This is a genomic window from Dorea amylophila (assembly GCF_025567265.1).
In the GTDB taxonomy this organism is placed as follows: Bacteria; Bacillota; Clostridia; order Lachnospirales; family Lachnospiraceae; genus Dorea_A; species Dorea_A amylophila.
In genome coordinates this window covers 28,799-48,910 of the sequence record NZ_JAOQJW010000011.1, presented here as the reverse complement: position 1 = coordinate 48,910, position 20,112 = coordinate 28,799, and the positions used below count along the sequence as shown (strand labels likewise).

Annotated in this window: 17 protein-coding genes and 1 pseudogene; all 18 read right to left on the bottom strand. The window is 35.1% G+C overall.

The window, feature by feature from the left end; translation table 11 throughout:
* Positions 1-46 precede the first annotated feature (46 nt).
* Entirely contained in the window at positions 47-2,008 is a 1,962-nt protein-coding gene (locus OCV72_RS08365; protein ID WP_055283120.1) for a UvrD-helicase domain-containing protein, read from the bottom strand.
* On the bottom strand, positions 1,993-4,137 hold the full coding sequence (locus OCV72_RS08360) for an AAA family ATPase (protein WP_055283119.1): 2,145 nt from the start codon (positions 4,135-4,137) through the stop codon (positions 1,993-1,995). Before OCV72_RS08360 ends, OCV72_RS08365 begins: the two co-directional genes overlap by 16 nt.
* Before the next feature lie 199 nt (positions 4,138-4,336).
* On the bottom strand, positions 4,337-7,909 hold the full coding sequence (locus tag OCV72_RS08355) for an HD domain-containing protein (protein ID WP_055283118.1): 3,573 nt from the start codon (positions 7,907-7,909) through the stop codon (positions 4,337-4,339).
* Entirely contained in the window at positions 7,906-8,433 is a 528-nt protein-coding gene (locus tag OCV72_RS08350) for a hypothetical protein (RefSeq protein WP_055283117.1), read from the bottom strand. The genes OCV72_RS08355 and OCV72_RS08350 overlap by 4 nt, the downstream gene beginning before the upstream one ends.
* Before the next feature lie 24 nt (positions 8,434-8,457).
* The gene (locus OCV72_RS08345) at positions 8,458-9,330 is read right to left on the bottom strand and encodes a hypothetical protein (protein ID WP_055283116.1); all 873 of its coding nucleotides are present in this window, start codon (positions 9,328-9,330) and stop codon (positions 8,458-8,460) included.
* A 215-nt stretch (positions 9,331-9,545) separates the two neighbouring features.
* Positions 9,546-12,035, bottom strand: a complete 2,490-nt coding sequence (locus OCV72_RS08340) for a DEAD/DEAH box helicase family protein (protein WP_055283113.1) — start codon at positions 12,033-12,035, stop codon at positions 9,546-9,548.
* A complete protein-coding gene (locus tag OCV72_RS08335) occupies positions 12,005-12,619 on the bottom strand; it encodes a class I SAM-dependent methyltransferase (RefSeq protein ID WP_242859240.1) in 615 nt (204 codons plus the stop codon). The genes OCV72_RS08340 and OCV72_RS08335 overlap by 31 nt, the downstream gene beginning before the upstream one ends.
* A gap of 145 nt (positions 12,620-12,764) precedes the next feature.
* The gene (locus OCV72_RS08330) at positions 12,765-13,634 is read right to left on the bottom strand and encodes a hypothetical protein (protein WP_242859239.1); all 870 of its coding nucleotides are present in this window, start codon (positions 13,632-13,634) and stop codon (positions 12,765-12,767) included.
* A gap of 168 nt (positions 13,635-13,802) precedes the next feature.
* Positions 13,803-13,931: a hypothetical protein gene (locus OCV72_RS16920; protein WP_443831027.1), complete on the bottom strand. Its 129-nt coding sequence runs from the start codon at positions 13,929-13,931 to the stop codon at positions 13,803-13,805.
* Positions 13,932-13,959: 28 nt separating this feature from the next.
* The gene (locus OCV72_RS08325) at positions 13,960-14,310 is read right to left on the bottom strand and encodes a hypothetical protein (protein WP_155515219.1); all 351 of its coding nucleotides are present in this window, start codon (positions 14,308-14,310) and stop codon (positions 13,960-13,962) included.
* A gap of 232 nt (positions 14,311-14,542) precedes the next feature.
* A complete protein-coding gene (locus OCV72_RS08320; protein WP_055283109.1) occupies positions 14,543-14,959 on the bottom strand; it encodes a hypothetical protein in 417 nt (138 codons plus the stop codon).
* Between the two features lie 62 nt (positions 14,960-15,021).
* On the bottom strand, positions 15,022-15,261 hold the full coding sequence (locus OCV72_RS08315; RefSeq protein WP_242859238.1) for a helix-turn-helix domain-containing protein: 240 nt from the start codon (positions 15,259-15,261) through the stop codon (positions 15,022-15,024).
* A 44-nt stretch (positions 15,262-15,305) separates the two neighbouring features.
* Positions 15,306-15,638: a nucleotide pyrophosphohydrolase gene (locus tag OCV72_RS08310; RefSeq protein WP_006426869.1), complete on the bottom strand. Its 333-nt coding sequence runs from the start codon at positions 15,636-15,638 to the stop codon at positions 15,306-15,308.
* 1 nt (position 15,639) lies between these two features.
* On the bottom strand, positions 15,640-17,226 hold the full coding sequence (locus OCV72_RS08305) for a DNA/RNA helicase domain-containing protein (RefSeq protein WP_055283104.1): 1,587 nt from the start codon (positions 17,224-17,226) through the stop codon (positions 15,640-15,642).
* Positions 17,227-17,343: 117 nt separating this feature from the next.
* A pseudogene (locus tag OCV72_RS08300) lies at positions 17,344-17,508 on the bottom strand (HIRAN domain-containing protein); the annotation flags it as partial.
* Between the two features lie 102 nt (positions 17,509-17,610).
* Positions 17,611-18,279 (bottom strand): dethiobiotin synthase, encoded by a 669-nt coding sequence (bioD, locus tag OCV72_RS08295; protein ID WP_055283101.1) that lies wholly within the window; start codon positions 18,277-18,279, stop codon positions 17,611-17,613.
* 21 nt (positions 18,280-18,300) lie between these two features.
* Positions 18,301-18,864, bottom strand: coding sequence for a biotin transporter BioY (locus tag OCV72_RS08290; RefSeq protein ID WP_006426874.1), 564 nt, complete (start codon positions 18,862-18,864; stop codon positions 18,301-18,303).
* A 123-nt stretch (positions 18,865-18,987) separates the two neighbouring features.
* A complete protein-coding gene (locus OCV72_RS08285; protein ID WP_055283099.1) occupies positions 18,988-19,980 on the bottom strand; it encodes a helix-turn-helix transcriptional regulator in 993 nt (330 codons plus the stop codon).
* Positions 19,981-20,112 lie beyond the last annotated feature (132 nt).

Below are 20,112 nucleotides of genomic sequence, written 5' to 3'. Positions count from 1 at the left end.
TCAATTTCATGCCTTCAAATATATTTTCAATTTACGGTACTATCTATTAAGATAGTACCGTAAATCCTATTTTTTTAGCCTTATCCACAAATTTCTCTTTAAAATTCATAATTTTGTTTTTTTCAACCATAATAATTAAATTTTTTCTTGCTCGCGAACATCCTACATAAAATAATTTATACGCAGTTAATATCCCTTCAATTTCTGTAATTTTAAAAATCTTCTGTACATTTTTGACATTGGGTTTCTTTAAATACGCAATAAAATCTTCTTTGCATAATGCTTCAAATAACAGATTCCCTTGATATTTTTCTAAAACTTGCTTACTATATTTACTCAATATAGTTTTATTCTTTTCATTTTTATTATGTGTTTTAGCTGTGAGCTTACTAACTTTCATTCCAAGTTCTTTTTCTACTTCTTCTATTATCTTTTTATATGAATAAAACAGTTCTTCAAATTGCGGAAGAGAAAATTCTAACTCAGACCATAACTCAAAAAAAGGATACATTCTCACATTCGGAGTATTCCCGTTATCAGAAGCTACGAAAATTACAGAAGTATGACTTTCTCCTTTTACACCATGCTGTGTAGATATGTGAGGCATACTCAGATAATTCGCCAAATTACTAACTTCTTTCATTTCTATATCTAATACTTTCTGATATTCTATATTTTCTTCGAAATCATTTTTTACTTTCTCTGGTATAAATCCATTATCAAACAGACTTTCTATTACCTCCCGAATCAGACATCCATCTTTTTCGTATATCTCTATAATTTTATCAAATTTATTCTTTATACTTTTCTTATCCGCATGCTTTTTTATTTTAAATTGCGATGAATCAAAATATTTAATTTCTTTCTTGCAAATTGAAATAACCATACCATAATTTTTATCTATATAAAGACCAATTACATTATTCAATAAAAATAAAAATTTCATCAATATATCCGGATTATCATTTGACATATCTGACAAAATATCTGTTGGAGAATATTTTCTCCCAAATGTATATGCTTCCATGCCTCGATATGCATCATATAAGTTTTTTGCACCAATTTCCTCATATTTTTCTTTGTTCATCAAATACAATACTAATATTTTAGGGAACTTTTTTTGTAGTGTATATATACTTTCTGGTACATTTGAAGAAATAATCACGTGCGGCTCTATATCCGGAACTACATTAGCATTACTTTCTGTTGGTTGTTGTTCAAATGAGGAGTCATTATAAATATTATTTAAAATCGATACAATTTTACCTATTGAACGAAAATTAACTTCAAGTCGGTCAGAAGTATCAAACTCTTTTAGTTTTCCTTCAAACGAGCCATCATAATTTCTATATATTTGTTGCATTCGGTCTCCAAATAAATATATTTGTACATTTTCTCTATTTTTTACTGCATCATAAAAAATATCAAGTACATAACTTGATGTATCTTGGTATTCATCAATAAAAATGTAGTTATATTTATCTCCAATCTTTTTTAATAAAACCGGATACCTTTTTATTAACTTATTTGCAAACATAAGCAGATCATCATGAGATAATTTACCAGTATACAAAGATGTAAACGGTGTTTCTCCATATGATATTTCTAATAAATTCTCATGAACCGTTTTCTCAGTCAGTTTTCCATATTTTTCAGTATAATACTGGTTACTTTTCTTGATATGCTCATCATTTGTAACGTTTGCTATTCTCTCATTAATTTTTTCTGCATACATCTCGCAATATAAATCCAGTACTTCTTTATGGGAATAGAATGGACTTATCAAATCATTGATATAGGAATGAATAGTACTTACTGTAATATTGGCACTTTCCAAATTTTTCTTAAGCTCGTCTGCCGCCCGATTAGTATATGTAATACATAAAATTCTACTTTCTGGTTTGTTAATACAGATGCTTTTTAGTTGATTACGTATATATGTAGTTTTTCCACTCCCCGCTGGAGCATTTATTAAATGTTTATTATTCTTCTTTATTTCATCAGCCATAATAATCCTTTCTTTATATAATCTGGAAGCATGTTGCTTTCATTCTCACTTAAAATCACAGAATACATGAAATCCGTTTTGTTATTAGCTGTTGCTTCTACAATTTTGCGAATAGAATATTCACTGTCCTTTTCTCCCTCTTTATCATCAGGTATGGAAAATGTAAGTTTTTTATCCTTTCTTATTTTTTTCCACTCGCTTCTTTTTATCATATGAAATACATCGAACCCTAATATTTTTTTCAACATAGCTTCTTCTAAGGTCCGTGCAGTACTATTTTCATCCTGAAAAGCCAGATATATCAGACCATTGTATAATATATTCTTCCCTTTAACCTGAAAATCATATAATTCTTTAATGGTAGGAACATATTTTTCCCCTCTATCTGGATAAGCTACTCTATAACAATAATTTATTGTTGCATTTGTAGTGTTTGAATCTTCCGCTTTCACTTCTTCCATACTCAAAAATTTTTTATCATAATCCAAATCCGTTATTATCAAAGTTTTCATTTTAAGCATTTTAAGCATTCTAAGCATCGGTAGATAATTGTGAGCATATGCACCTCCAACTTGAATAAATGCTATATAACTATCATTCAAAGCCGAAAATTCTGGTAGTTTAATTAATTTTCTGATATATAAACGTTCTGAATCCCCTTCATATAAAATAACTTTATCTGCAAAAATCAATTCCGAATATCCTATTTCAAAAAACCAGTCAAAAAAATTTGCTAAAAGAAATTCTGATTCATCATCGAGATTCTCTATCTTTTTCTTTTTTATTGAATTTCTAAATTTACTTAAATCAAATAACTCACTTTTAGATTTCTCAGTTTGCCTAATTACTCTAAGACTATCAAGACCAACCATCCTTGCAATTTCATTAGAATGTGTTGTAATAAGCCCTTGTAATTTTTTGTCAACATAATAATTTTTGAGAAATCTAATAAATACATTTTGCATTTGAGGATGCATATGAGACTCAGGTTCCTCTATAAAAAATACATTTACTTTATTCTTATCAATAGACTTATAGAATTCCTCAAGCCTCATATGCAGATAAATTAAATTGCTAAATCCTAATCCTTGAGACTCTTCATTTAATAACAATCCTTCAACATCATATTTTGCTCTGGTAATTCGTCGAATAAACTCCTCAACATCTTGTTCTTTAACATCCATTTCCAATTGAAGTTTTCCAATATGTCCCCCACTAGTTTTTGAAATGTCCCGTATTGTATCATCGAGTGATTTAATAGATGAATTTTTAATTTCTTTTTTCGCTCCAGAATCTTCTATATCGGCCATTAACAAATCTGGAAGTTTTTTTGTTGCTTCAACCCATGTATCATTATCTTTCAATAAAGCAATAACCCTTTTACTGATTCCTTTCGAAGAATCCGATTCATTATCATCCAATTCGCGCATTGCAGGTATATTTTGAAAATTGAATAAACTTTTAAACGCAGCTACTTCCATCGAGTTTTCATTTTTATAATTTGAATTACAAAAGTAACATTTTTCAACAACTGCATTGCAGTATATTCTAAGTAATTCCTCTTTTAAAAAATAAAACTTAGTATCTTTCTCAATGCAACCTGGATTTTCAATATCTCTAACCCGTGCCGCCATCCTGTCATAACGCTCATTTAATCCTTTTTCAAAAGCTGTTATACTTGGCTCATATGTATAAATAAAATAGAACGAATGCTTAGTATCATCTAAGTCCATAAGATAATCTGCAAAATATTGAATATTATCATTATCCGGATCATAATCTACTTGAATCTGCGCTCGAAAGTTATCTATAGTATAATCTTTACTTAATTTATCATTATCCGCCATCTCATCGATAATCTTTTGAACACCTTTTTCTTTATCATACTCAAGCATGATTTCTTGAAAAACAGGTACAGTTTTATCCAACCACATTGATGATAAACTAATCGGAATATCACTATAGCTAAACCCCAGTTTCTTGTCGCAAAACATTCCTTTTAATACAGAAATCAATGTTGTTTTTCCACTGTTATTCGGTCCAGCCAACACAGTCAACGACTCTTGCATATCCAATTCAACACTCTGCAATTGTCTATAATTCATTATTTTAATTTTTTTTAAAATCATATAATTAATCCTCCGGTAAATCATCAAATTTTAATAAAAATTACCTTGTACAAAAACTTCCTGATATCTTTGTTATAATCTAGTTTAATTTTCAATATTCAACTCACCTTTATTCTTCTAATTACATTCTCTGTATTTTCCAATTTTGCTTATTCTTCCCTGGTAATTAAGTATGCCGCCTCTATAATAATAACTCCCCTCATTTTCTATCTTGAATATAATGATTTAATATTTCGAACTGTCTAGCCTCTATGCTCGTTTTATTATTACATTTAATTTTAATTTCTATTTCACACTTAAAGTAATTATTCTTATTTCGATTTAGGTATTCCTTTAATGCAACAAGTTCTTTAATAAGATAATCATTCTTCACGCAAAACCACCGACATAAAAAATTACATCTATTTTCCAAACCCTCGTTGCTTTTATTTTGGCATCCTTCTCCACAAATCAATGTAATTTCCTGGCGTGATATATTGCCGATTTGTACTTTTCGACACGGATTTTCGCATTCAATCGTGGACATTTGGGAAATATCTACCGGTATTTCTAAAATCAATTTTTCCGTTATCGTTTGAGGAACCAATACTCCCTCAATATTTTCTAAGCTTTCTTCATTATCTGTCCCTGAAGATTTTGACGAACCAATTTCATATTTTGTTCGCAATTTATACCCCTGTGTTAACAAATGCGAAATCCAATGAAACGCTGATTCCTCCGACATTTGTTCCATATTATGATAGAGAATTGGTTTCGACACCCTGTAGCTGCTCATATCCAACAAATCTGCAAGTCGAAGAAGTATTTTATCAAATTTTATACTCATAAGCCGACTTGAAGCATTCGATTTTATACTATAAATATTTCTTTCATCTGCACCATGTGCTTCTGAAACTTCTGCTACCAATTCACGCATCGGCATATCCAAATATTTTATTTCAGCCCTCTGTCTTATTTCAGATGAACTGTCAATTGCATGTCTTCCGCGAATCTTCTTTTCAAAATACTCATCCAATTTTTTATAACTCTCAAGCATATATTTTTTTACGCTTAAAATATCCAATTCATCTTCATAAAAATTTTGATTCTTTTTTATTTCATTTTCTATTATCTTTTCTTCCAAATTGTCCTTCTGAAGTTCTTTATTAAACTCGTCTAACAATTCTTGTGCTAATTCATCTGCTTCATTCGTATCAGTCAAAAAACTATCCAAAGCCGGAATCTTTACCATGGAAATATCATGCAGATAGCAAGCAAGGAACAAAATATAATAATCAATCGCAGAAATTTTCAAAAAATCAATTGCATGAATTAATTTTACAATATTTTGAATTAATACAATTGCATGTTCCTGATTATGCAATGTGTAAAAATACAAATACTTTGATCCATTTTTCCAAACATCACAAGTATATTTATGTGTAATTATCAACTTATCAATTGAAACCGGATCTTTTACAAAAGAATGATAAATTTCTAATACCTTCATAATAGAGTAATCTGCGGTATCTTTGTTTTGCTTATCATCAAGTAATATTTCCCTTTTTCTGAACTCTTCTATAGTAAATAAAGAATTACGCACAAACGATAAAATTCTAAGTTCTCCATATGTTAATGCCTTTTTACTATTTTGGGTTAAAACCGGATGATTAGATACCTCGACATTAAACAAATACGAACAAACAGTATTCAATACCATCCTGATAATTTTTTGTGTACTTGCACATACAATTCTCAATCTTGAAGGAAGTTTCTCATTTTCTGACAAAAGTATTTTAAGAATCTCTTCATCTGTTTTTTTCAATAATTTAGAACTATAATCTTCTGCCACTTCGTAATGCTTATTTACATATTTTTTTAATCTCACCCTTGCTAAAGCTTTTAAAGTTTTATATGGATCATTGTATGTATCTCTTAAATCTTCTTCTGTCATATATCTTTTTAATGTCTCTTCAAATATATCTCCTTCATCTTCGACCGAATAATCATTCTCTTCTTTATTTCTCAACAAATCTCTATATGTGCATTCTAAATAAGAAAATTCTACTGATGCATTCCCATAGCAAAGCTCATTTATTTTTAATATGTAATTCTTTAACACAGCCTGCTCTTTATCATCTGCAAATGTCTGATACATTCCAATTGCAGCATCCCATATATCCGCTCCGTAAGAATTCATAAATGCCTGCAATATTTTCTCATCATCCTCCATATCTTCTTCCGAAAGTTCTGAATAAATAATCTTTTCCAATTCTTTCTTGTAATCTTCATCTGATCCATTCTCCGGTTGATGCATAGCAACAAGTCTTTGTTTTCTGTATTCAAAAAATCTATAATATCTTGTAAGTCTTTTTTCAAATTTTTGCGTATCATCTTCATCTTTTTCTATCGCATCTTCATTCCCGCTGTCTCTTTTCTGACTTTTCTCCTCTACTAACTGATCCCGTTTTGCTTTTACTTGTTTAGATAAAACATCTAATTTTTCCTCTAAGTTCCTATTCTCTTCATCTGAGTACATTCTGAAAAAATCACTTCCGGCCTGAGACATTTCACGACTTATACACTTCAAATACACTTCACTATCATCCAGATTATCTAAACGTGTGTAATTACTTTTTCCGTCTAAATGCACATTAACTCCATACAGATTACTCTTATAAAATTTTTCTGTTCCCTCGGGATAAATTGCACTATCTTCTTCAAAATTGTTAGCTTCATCTGCAATTTGTTTATTAAGTTCTTTTAATTGCTCCTTAAAATTATCTTCCCTCACATCATTTGTAAAAATAACAGAATCATCTACGTAAAAATAACTTACTCCAGTAAATTTTTTTCTGAAAATCTCAGCAATAGATATCATATATATATTTCCAAGGAAATATGATTGTGGCAGTCCTTGCGGAATCCCCCTTACAAATTTATCTGATTTTTCCTTAAAATCCCACCATTCCTTTTCATTTTGTTCTATTTTATTCACATTGTCATAATTGCCAGCCCCCTTTGTTACTTTATAGTATTGTCTTGCTGTTTTTTCATCAAATGTTGTAGTAAGCTTACAAAATAAAAGCTTTTGCAATACTCTTTTCATCATCTCTCTTTCTTCATCATTCAAATATGCAGGAAGATGATTGATAATATAACGGTAAATAATTATCGGGTTAATTGTTGGAAAAAAATTTTCCAAATCCAATGTCACTTCATATTTATATTCTAACGAAGTATGATACTTCATTAACGCATCATTACTGTTCTGATTATATTTTTGATACTGCTGCTTCCATGGTTTAAATAAATATTCTGGCTTCACAGAAACTCTGTTTCCATAAAAGTCAGATGGTATTAACCGGCTTAAATTTGAAAGCCGCAATTTGGGATCTCCTTCCTCTTCTTCAGGTATTTCATAAACAAATAAATGAAGCATCGATACGATTGCTATCTGAGTAATTAAACCGGTACTATGAAGTGGTCTAAATTCCAATTCTCCATTTTCAGATAATTTCTTGGGTTTAAAATAAACTTTTGCTTCAATATATTTATCCTCATCAAATAACTCTATAATTTGTTCTCTTACTCGTGTAATCACTCCATTAATAAGTCTTGCATCAAATTTGTCCTGTAACCGGTGATATAAGATACGATCTTCTGTATTTAAGAGATTATATTCAAATACATACGAATTCAAAGAATATATAGAAAGATATATATTTTCATCAGACAATAAAAATCTGCCACATTTAGTTTTTTCAATTTCTTCTTTTGTTATCCTGCTCATTTTTTAGACTCCTCTTTGTCTTTTGATGAATGCTTTTCTAAAAACGCTTTTAAATCCTCATGCACTTTTTTTAAGCTTTCATCTCCAAAAATAATCATCTCATTTCTTCGAAAAGTATAACGTTTTAAATTATATAAAATGCTACATTCTATCATCATTTCTTTTTCACAGATATAATCCACACCACTTAAAGTGGATTTCTTAATCTTTCCCTTTTCATCTACTGTCATCATCCAATATCTGTCAATTTTCAAAGTGACATTATAATATTTTTTTGCTGCATCAAATAATTCTTCTACAATTTTATATTTCTTATTAAACGCACATAAAAAATTCCAGAAATCATCATTGAATTGTGGTAAGAATGTTGCATTATAAACATAATCTTGATTCACATGGCTCAAATATAACGAAAAACATTTAATTTCCTCTTCAAACAACTCCCGCATTTCCTCTTTAGAAGACAATTTATCATATAATTTGCAAAACGTTTCCCATCTGTCTTTATCATCATTATTACTCATATCTAGTCTCCGAATTAAAATATTTTATTTTTCCCGTTCTCCATACCACATATCAGAATATATAAGTTTTAAATAACTGTGTAAATTATTTTTCCACTCCACATATTTCTGATAATCTTCTTTCCACATATTATTATTCATATGTTCTAAACATAAAACCGCCTTATCTTTTTCATCCAGTATCTTATTTAATAATTCTTCTCTGGAAGACGTTATGACATTTCGATAATCTGGAAATTCCTCCATCTTCAACTGATACTTACCCACAGGTGGTTTTCCGTACATATCCTTGATATGGTTATCCTTTGTTGTTAACTCTATTTCGCTTACATTTAAAGAAAGGAATGGTGGAAATAAAACTTCTTTTTCATCATAGTTGCGATACTCTTGCATTGTTACAACCTGTTGGTAATCCACATATGGGGTATTTTCTAAACTTTCTATTTCCAAAAGTATTATATTATTTTTAGCAGCAAATTCATCATCATATTCCCCCTTAGTGCAAGAAACAAACGATTCCGTATATCCCTTAAGGTACGCCATTAATGATGCTTTTCGATCTACTCTTTTGATTTTTGAAACCGACAACTGTTTTCCTTTTTTCCGACACATTACTGCGAAAATTCCTCTATATATCTCAAGAGTATTTTCAATTAATTCTATAAAGACTGGATTTAGCTTACGCTTCTCTTTATATATCCTCTCTTTTTCATTTTCAATTCCCTCAAACAACAAGGCATTTAATGTACGATACGCATCTCTATCTCCCCATAACATATCTTCTTTATTTTTTGGATTTACCAGATTATTCGTAATTACATATTCCCCTTCTTTATTTTTTTGGTGAATATCCCCGCCATAAAATCTAAGCATATCAATATCTTTTCTTTTTTCCATATTATTTAGGTCTCCTTTTTATACCCGCAAATTAATTAATCTTTTTCTATACTGCTTTGATATACTTTATATCTAACCATATAGATATACCTTACATATATAAATACACATAACACTCAAAAATCTGTCGCTTTTTGTCACTTTTTCTACTATTTTTCTAAAATTTCCCTATATCAAAAGCTGACCTTTCCCGTCAGCTTTAATCCACTTCTCTTCTACTCCCTCTCATACCTCCGCCGATAATACTCCAAACTCCTATACCCAAGCACATCCCCCATCTGCTCGCCAAACGCTATATTCCCAACAACGTCTCCAATCTCATCCCTCAACGCCAGCGCATATCCATCCTTCTCCACAAAGAATCCTTTCCCTGACGCCTTCAGATATCGAATCGGCATCCGCTTCGCCTTACTCAGATGCTGCTTATCCGTCACTTTCTTATAATCCTCATAAGCATTCACATTCGGGAAATCCTTCCAGTTCGTCCCGGTATCAAAGAATTCCTTCCAACTCTCCAATACCTCTTCATCCGTAACTGCAATCCGGATATTTCCATGATTATAAAAGCTGTAAAGGATCGGCATCTTATACACTTTCTGCATCTCCGTAGTTTCGATGGTCTGAATGAGTTCTCGTCCGATTCCCGCGTATAACTCCTGCTCATCCTCTGACAATTCACCCAGTTCATACAGGAAATCAAGATAATGCTGGAATGGATTTTCTTTCGCATGGCTGCCACTGACACAAATCCGGTAAATCTCATCATCCATATAAGTGAATAAATCCATTCTGCTCGGTCGTTTTCCGTCCAATAGTTCTTTCACACGATAATATTCCTGCCGGACCTGCATTTTCAGTGTTAATTTCTTCTTATCTATTTCCTTGAACAGATCAATCAGACGCATGTCAAAATCTACGATGCAATCATCCGGATATTCCAGATCCTGATACTCGCAGGATCCTTTCTTGCTAAATGACTGCTCTCCGCTTAACAACAGCGGTGCCTTCCCCGCTTTCTCATAATTTCCGATAAAATCCAATACGTTCAGATATTCTTTTCCTTTATATAGACGAAGTCCTCGTCCCAACTGCTGCAGGAATACGACCGGAGATTCCGTCGGGCGCAGGAACATTACCATATCCAGGGAAGCGATATCCACACCTTCATTGAACATATCCACAGAGAAAATTACCCGTATCTCTCCGTTCTTCAATTTGCGGATAGCTTCGTTACGCTCCTCGGCATATGCTCCATTTTCACCACTGTATACTGCTGCGGATGCGATTCCTCTCTGACAGAATTCTTTTGCCATGTCTTCTGCATGCTGTCTGGAACAGCAGAATCCGATTGCACGCAAAGAACGATATTTTCGATAATATTTGTAAATCAGATCATATCTTCTCTCATTTCCGATATAAGCCTGATTCAGCTCCTGCTCATCATAACGCCCCTTCACGATCCGCAGCCTGGAATAATCCGTCTCATCATACACGCCGTAATAGTGAAATGGTACAAGCATTCCTTTGTTGATCGCTTCTTTTAAGGAAATCTGATATGGCACGTTATAATCACAGATTTCGTAGATATTTTTTCCGTCCATTCTTTCCGGTGTTGCTGTTAATCCCAGTAAGAATTGCGGCTGAAAATACTCTACGATTCTCCGGTATTGATCTGTAACCGCATGATGGAATTCATCAATGATCACATAGTCAAAATAATCTGCCGGAAAATATGTCTCATTCAAATATTCCGGTCTTCCAAGTGTCGCCACCGATGCGAAGATGACGGATTTATCCGTATCCTTTTCTTTTCCGTCAAAGAATCCATAATCCTCCGAGTTCCGCACATTTTTGAAAGAAACCGCCGCCTGCTTCAGGATTTCTTCTCTGTGTGCAACGAATAACACCCGTTCATATTTTGCCGAATCAAATGCAGCAAGGTATGTCTTTCCGATTCCGGTGGCCGCATATACAAGTCCTTTCGCCGCACCTTCCATGCGGCTTTCCTGTAACGCATACAATGCCTCTATCTGTGCTCCCCGCGGGCGGTACAACATTCGGACATTTTCAGTATTCCTGTCCTCATTATCTTCTGCTGTGTCATATTTCGCCAGATCCCTGGACACCGCCGGCTTCTTCCATGCCTTGGAATATCGTTTTAATTCTTCATCATCTATAATGATCGAATGGTTCAGAAACAGATCTTCAAATGTAGCATAGAACAATTCATAATTCTTTTTGTCCAGCGTATCACTGAATCTGTAATTCCATTCGATTCCTGAAGTTAACGCACTTTTGGAAATGTTCGATGATCCGATGTATATTTCATTCGAAGATTCATAATGAAAGATATAAGATTTTGGATGAAATGAGCGTGATGTTTCATTATACAGGCGCAGATCCACACGGTCACCGAGCTCGCTCTTGATCAGATATAAAGCCGACGGCTGTGTGATTCCCAGATAATTTCCCGTCAGGATACGGATCTTCACGTCCCGGTCCAACGCCCGCTTCATATCATTTAAGAGCATCCGCACACCCGACTCCATCAGAAATGAGACGATGATATCAATCTGCTTCGCTTCTGCCATACTCATTTTCAGTTGATAATATAGATACCGGCTCCGGTCTCTGTCCCCGGTCATTACATTCGTAGATTCGATCTCATATGTATCTATTCTTTCCTCAAAATTAGATTGAGCCATTTTTCTTCTCCCCGCCCCGGACGTACATCTGATGTAATCCATTGTTCTTCTATCTCTAATTCATCCATATCCTGAATCAATTTTGCAAATGTCTCTTCTGTCATATCCGTAAAATATCTGCCGTTTCGTTCCCCTTCGAATGTCCCGTACTTGAAAGATGTGTAAATGATTCCGTGGGCTCGAAGAGCGTTTGCCATCTTCTTTATAATGTCTCGCAGTTCATTTGCCGGAACATGAAGGATTGACGAGCATGCCCAGATTCCGTCGTAGGCTTCTTTTTCATCCAGGTCCTGGAACAGCATGTGTTTTACCTGGATGCCTGTATATTCGCTTGCAAGTTTGCATAGTTCCTGTGAACCGTCTATGGCAGTGACTTTGTATCCTTGCTCCAGGAAATATTTTGTGTCGCGGCCGGAACCGCAGCCGTAGTCCAGGATTTCTGCTCCCTGATGCAGTTTGTCCAGGAAGTGATTCTGTATGGTGCCGAAGTCTACGGATATGGTGCCGGTGATGAATTTTTTTGCGTTTTTGTTGTAGTAGTCTAGTGTTGTGGTTGATTTTGTGGGTTCGTTTATTGCGTTCACGGTTGCCTCCTGAGGGTGTGATACTTGTTCCAATATTGTCTTGTATTTATTATACTGCATGGGAGTGGATGGATACAAGAAAGAGTATACTCTCCTTCACAAAGCATTCAGCAACTTAATAACCATTATCTTTTTTCACCTTTTATTACTTATCACTCTCTTCTTTGAATTCTCTCATTATATTATCAAATGTTTCTTCTGACATTAAACCATACATTTTATTCACATATTCTTTTCTGAACAACAATATTTTCCGAAGTGATAATTTACAAGTTCGAATCACTCTCCATCGATGTTTCCTTTGAATCTTCTTATCTTGGTTATCACGAAATTTCATCCTGACAAATACTTGTTCATAATCAGAATATATCTCCAGTCCAAATTCCAACGGCAAGATTAAAATTGTATATACTATTGGAATCATAAAACTAACCAGTGTATTGATTGCATTTAATTCTTTATACTCTTTTAATCCAACATTCGCGGCACCCCAAAGCATATACCAACCAATACATGCCAGCACAATATCTATTAGCTTATGAACTCTCCTGTATTTTTCTTCAGATTCTGCTACCACATTCATAAGTATTAATATTGTTATTACCGGAATAATCAACATTTCAATCCAAAATTTAAATGTAAATGTTCCAATAAAATATTCGAAAATAACTATTACTCTAAAGTTATCTTTCACTGTGCTTTTCAAATGCTCTGCATCACCCTTTATAATAGAATTCACACAATATGATATTCCAGAAAAGATCAACCATAATATAATATCTTTTAAATATATATTATTCCAGAATGGTAACTGATAAAATATCATGGTTATTCCCGCCACATATAAAGCAATTATCAGAAAAAAGTATCTTAAATTTTTGCCTAAGAGGATTTTAATAACGTTCCATAAACTTTTACGGATTTCCCTTTGAGTCAACATCCATACAAAGAATCCTGTACCCCATATGGCAATTGCCCATTCTCTTGTTGATAAAATTGTCACTATTTCTTCCATTCATCTACTCCCATCTTCAAAAACTCCACATGCATTTACATTTATAAAATCTATTTCTCGTCGTATCATTCATAGTTATTATCATTTTAGCAAATCTACTGTCGTAATATCGCAACACTTATGTATCTTACTTCAAAAAAATCCCACATATTATATGTAGGACTTTTCTTACTCACTATATATGCTTTGTGCCTGTTCTAAATTTTCTATAATTTTACCTTTCAGACTCTCCGGTGATATGACTTTAAATCGATTCGCATATTGTACAAACCAGCCAACCAATGTCACACTGTCCATCTTTTTAAATACCGCTTTATACTTTCCATTATCTAACGGTCTGACCGACACCCCTGACATTTCCGGGCAGCGGCATAATCATATGCGAAAATCTACTTCGTCCTCTCTGACTCGTCAGATTTAACAGCTTATTTCGAATCTCATTTGCTTCATGAACGGACACACACCTTGCCTGTTGCACCGAATCTAACATCAGCTTAATTTCCCAGTCTTCCAGCAAATGTTTCTCCATATACCATCCTTTATGTGAATTTTCTGCCTGCTTAATCGGATAACCGCAGCTTTGCAACAAACGCACATCGTCATAAATGGATGTACGGTGTACATTTTCCATTCCGTATTCTTCTTCCAGTTTCTGACTTACTTGCACAGCATTCATCGGTGTTTTTTCATCAGTAGTCTGAAAAAGTTGAAGGACTCGGATTAATTTTTCTTTATGAGGTGTAGACATAGCGGTGCTCCTTACATTATGTTTTTGAATTGAAATGATATTTTAATTATACTGTACTTGGTGAAGCGGCACAACTTATCATCTTTTTAATTTTTATAGTTGACTTTTATTAACAAGCAGGTTAATATTATATATAAGAAATGGGTTTGTTACCGTACGGCTATTGCCTAAGCGGGGTGCTCGTTTCTTTTTTTATATTCACCATATCATATAAATATAGATTTCCATCGGCTGCATGCCGAATTAACATTTCTATCCTGTATATATTAAATCGTTCCACCTCTTTTAAATCACTACTATAAATAGGTAATGCAAACCTAGTTGTAAAACGATACCAGCCATATTTTGCATCAACTTTATGCTTCCCCTTAAAATTTTCCTGCCATCGTTTGTTAGTTGCACATTTCAATAACGTAGGAATTTTCTGTGTCGCATTTGCTTTGGCTTTTGCATTAGCACCACACAATCGTTTTGTATCTTCAGATCCTTTTAATTCTGCTGGAAAATCATTTCCAATAAAGACTTGATCCGCTGTTTCAACAACTTCATAACACTTTCCTACATATTCCTTCTTCATATATATTTTATCTCTCCTCACAGTTAACGCGTTGCGTTATATTATCAGTAAAAAAATAAGTCTTACGACTTACTTTTCATCATATATTCCACTTCCGCCCGATATTTCATCAAACGCAAAAGATACTCCGGAAGTTCTCTCTTCTCAGCTTCCCAATCTTGAACAGTGCGATACGGTATACCATAATAATCACTAAACTCTCTCCTGTTCATTCCCATTTTTTCCCGTAATTCTTTTACTTCTTTTCCTCGACTCATTAAATCACCTTCCAGACGCATTGCGTTATTAAAATAATAATTCATGTATAAATGTCCGTCAATGACTATTTTCTATATCTCCGGTTCAATCACAGCTTATCATACTTCGCACTCTTCCCCTTAGCCTTCTCCACCGGATACTTCTTTGCATTCACCTTGATCTTCTCCCGCACGATCTCATCTAGATCCAGTCCGCAGGCATCTGCCATCAAGACACAATAATTCACAACATCCGCCAGTTCTTCTCTTATCTTTTCCTGTTTTCCTTCATTTGAGATATCCGCACCGCTCCACTGGAATACTTCCAGTAGCTCTGCTGCCTCCAGCGAAATGGAGATTGCCAGATCTTTCGGATTGTGGAATTGTTTCCAGTCTCTGTCATCTCTGAATTTTAGTATTTCTTTAATTGTTTCTTCTGTCATCTTAGTTTTCCTCTTCGATATATTTACTAAAGTATTCTCTTAATTCATCATCGCATATATACAAGTATGTTCCTTTGATTCCTCTGGTCATCAGCACATAATACACATTTGTGATGTATTCTTTCAGTTCTTCATATGATGCCGTTATTTTACCATTTTTATCAAAATAACATTCTGACCGGATAATGATCTGTCCTGTTGTTTTATCATATCCAATATCATTTCCGAGAATAACAAACGCATAGTTCAGATCATAACCTTGAATGGAATGAATACATCCCACCTCATCGATTGCTTCTCCTGTATGAACCCATCCTTCTGTACAATGATTCCACATTCGTTTTACACCTTGTATCTCTATGTCCTTTTTGCTCCGGTCATTTTTACTGATCCATGGCCATGCATATCCTGCTACCATTCGGGAAAGCCCTGTTTCTTCCTCTTTGGCATACATATCTTTCTCAAATTTTGAAAAATCGGAATATAATTTCAAATCATATTTTTTCGAATGATACTTCCGGTCAGCAGCTCCGGCCAATAGATCCTTTATGAATGCAATATAGTCATTTCCGCCCTGCACCCTCATCTGCGTTGCAAGAGTAAAATACGATATTGTATGTTTCTTATAAGGATTTCTCATTTTTTCTTCGAATCTTTCATAATCAATGCCCGACGGACCAACCACCTGATTGTAATCGTAGAATAACACTGCACACTTTGATTGTTCTAATATCCAGTCTAGTTCATCTGCATCCGTCGTCATACCCAGCCGCTCGCAGCTTTTCTTGAAAGCTCCCCTATAGGAAATATTTTTATATTGATGAAGTCTGTGTGCTTCATCGACCAGTAAGATATCATATTTTTTCTTCGTGATATCAGACGGGGACAGTACCTGTGATGGCGTCAATCCATAAATACTTCGGAAGATGAACTTCATCGTCTTTCTGAGCGAAGTCTGCGGCACAACGAATCCAATCTTTTTCCCGGCAAATTCTTCGCTATCTGCCAGGTATTTCATAAGATATACCGCCACAATTGTCTTACCACTTCCCGGCATTCCATTTACCACTACACGATTCACATTTCCACTCTCAATCTGCGCAAGTATATCTTCCACTGCTTTCCGCTGGTTGTCGTTCAGTTCTTTATATGGAGAATATTTGAATAGATCTGAATTTTCAATTTCTTCCAGAGAATGTTTGACCAGTTTTTCTTTTTGCAGCTTACGCCAAAGCAGTTCGAATTTTTCATCATATTTTTCTTTCTCATAATACTGCTTATCTGCTATTCCGGAATTCTTATTCGTAACCTGGAATAATTCGTCTGCGACAATATACTGAATCAACTTGGATTCATAATCAAAGGTTACCGATTGATTAAACAATCTGGAATATATGAAGTGGACCTTATTAAATATTCGCTTTTCTTCATTTGTCGCATGCTGTGTCATTCTGGTTTTTACATGATTGGATTCACCTATATAGGCTTTCTTTCCATTTTCCAGAATATATAACATTGGCCAGTTATCCAGATATTCTTCATTACTGTATTTATTATTTTTGAAATCTCCTTCAATTATTTTGAACATGGTATTTCTCCGGTGTATTTATATTTGTATGGTTTCGAATTTCCTAATATTAATTATACTTCTCTGACCATTAACACACAAGAAGAAGTCATATTTCTACGACTTCTTCCATATCTATCACAGGATAATCCAGGCTGTTTCCTCCTGTTCACTTTTCATACTCTTTTTACAGATCTTGCAGATTGTTCCTACCGGTGTAACCAATACCACCTTCGCATATGCCGTGTCACCGATCTTGTCATACAGACGACCTGCACTCATAGACTCTCCGATGACTGTATACGATAGTATAATTCATGTGGTGGGGTATAATATTCTCACCTTATTTTTTATTTCCATACATCAAAAAGGAAATCAACCGCAGTCAATTTCCTCTTCTCATCATCAATCATACACCCTTTTCAACACTTCCAGATCAACCTCAAGCTCCCTAGCACCATCTCTTACCCTGGCAATCACCGGGACTCCCGTTAATCTCTCGATCATTTTCTCATTATCTTCCTGCATCGCCCCACCCGAGTAATGATTCAGAATGATTCCTTTTACATCCATTCCATGATTGCGGATGTATTCTACCGTCAGGACAACCGCATTGATCGTGCCAAGTCCGGCATCTGCGATCACCAGCGTATTCAGATGCAGCATTTTCACAATGTCTTCCAGCAGGATCTCATGCTCTTTCTCCCAGCGGATCGGACATACAATGCCGCCGCTTCCTTCTACCGTGACATAATCGTACCCTTTCTTTACCCTGTCAAAATCTGCTTTTACCGTTTCCGGATCAACCGGATTCCCTTCTATTCTGGCAGCCAGATGCGGAGACACCGCATTTTGATACAGATATGACAGTAAGCTGCTGTCTTCCTGTATGATACCGGCAATCTTCTTTACATAGCCTGCGTCACTTTCTTCTATGGACTCTGCACCTGATAATGCAGCCTTATAATAGCCTGCATGAATTCCTGCATCCACCAGCTTTTTCACGATTAATGCTGTGACATACGTCTTTCCTACATCTGTGCCTGTGCCCGTCACAAATATTCCTTTTGCCATAATCTCATGCCCCTTTTTTTATTAACTCAGATAAAATCCGCTTTTTCGCATTCTAAGTCCCACACCGGCTGCCAGCAGACATAATACAAAATCTCCAGGCATATCTAATGGGAAGCAGGACAAAAAGATCACGCCCAGCGTTGCCGGTGTATGTGCATAAAAGTTCAAGATTATGAATTTATACACGATTCCGATTGCATATGTCACAACAAATCCTGCAAGACAGGCAAGCAGATAGTTCTTGTAACTTGCTTTCAGCTTTTCGCATACTTTTCCGGTTACATATGCGCTTACAATGAATCCGACCAGATAACCAAAGCTTGGCCGGAATATGTATCCGATTCCTCCGCCTGCTGCAAAGATCGGTACTCCGACGAGTCCCAGTAATACATAACATCCTACAGATATTGCTCCCTTATCAGCCCCCAGAATCAATCCTGCAAGCAATACGAAAAAGAACTGAAGTGTGAAATAATCCATATATGGAACCGGGATCTGGATAAATGCTCCTATGGCAACCAGCGCCGCGAACATTCCGCATAATACCATACTTACGGTGGATAATTTTTTTGTTTTTGTGTTCATTAAATTGTTAACCTTCCTTTCAGTTTATGGTTAACAATTTATCGTATTTCGCTTTGATTGTCAACTTATTTTTCTCGCGAGTTTACAATCGTGTTCTTGTTTTGCTATTTCAGAATCCATTTCCTACTCCCCATACTGCTCCATAAGCCTCCGGGCCTCTCCCCGCATCTGCTCCACAACCTCATCCGGTCCAATGATCTTAACTGCTTCCCCCAGCGAGAATACCCATCCCAGGAACTGTTTGCTCACATGCACGTCCACATTCACCCGGAAATGATCCTCGTCTTCCGAAATCATCATCACATCTTTCCCGAACCGGTCAATGATCACGCCCGCAAGGCTGTTATTTACCAGCATCTTTACAGACGTTTCCTTTCCCCTGAACATTCCGAAACTCTTCTTGGCATAATCCGCCATATCCAGCTTCTTGAAGTGTTCTTTTCCCTCACGGGATTCATCCGACATCCGGATATGCAGCATCTTGTCCACCCGGTAATGCTTGATCAGCTGCGCCTCTGTATCATATCCGATCATATAATAATTCTCATCATCCCAGGACAATCCCCACGGGCTGATATGATACCACGCTCCTCCGTGACGCAGTTCCATCTCTTTCTTCACATTCCACTGGAAATACTGGAACTTGATCTTCTTATTTTCAGAAATCGCATTGTGGATTGCATCGACAGTATAATAGATGCTTTCATTCATCGTCTTAATTCTTCCGGATACATACACCTGTCGCTGCAGCCTCTGTGCATCGTATTTGCTGACCAGCTTTTCCAGCTTTTTTATCAGTGTGTTGGTCTTCTTCTCTGTAATGAATTTGGAAGACTGGATGGAATCTACCAGAAGCTTTAATTCCGGCAGTTCGAATGGGCGGTTGACTACGCGGTAATGATAGCGGTTGCCGATGGGTTCGCCCTCTACCTCGATCCCGAGTACAGACAGATCACGCAGATCTGCATAGATTGTTTTGCGATCTGCGGTCACTTCGTATTTTCCCAGTTCTTCCATGATTTCCGGCATGGTAATATAGTGTTCGTCATCTGTATTTTCCAGCATGATCTGTGCGAGACGGTATAATTTTAGCTTTTGATTTGTTCCTTTTGGCATATAAGTATTCCCCTTTTCGTGATATGAGTAAAGTATAGCACACATGGGAATTTTCTTTACACATTTTAAGCACCATTAATCACATCTCTAATCATTCACATAATCATAATAATCCGCTTCGCTGGCAAATAA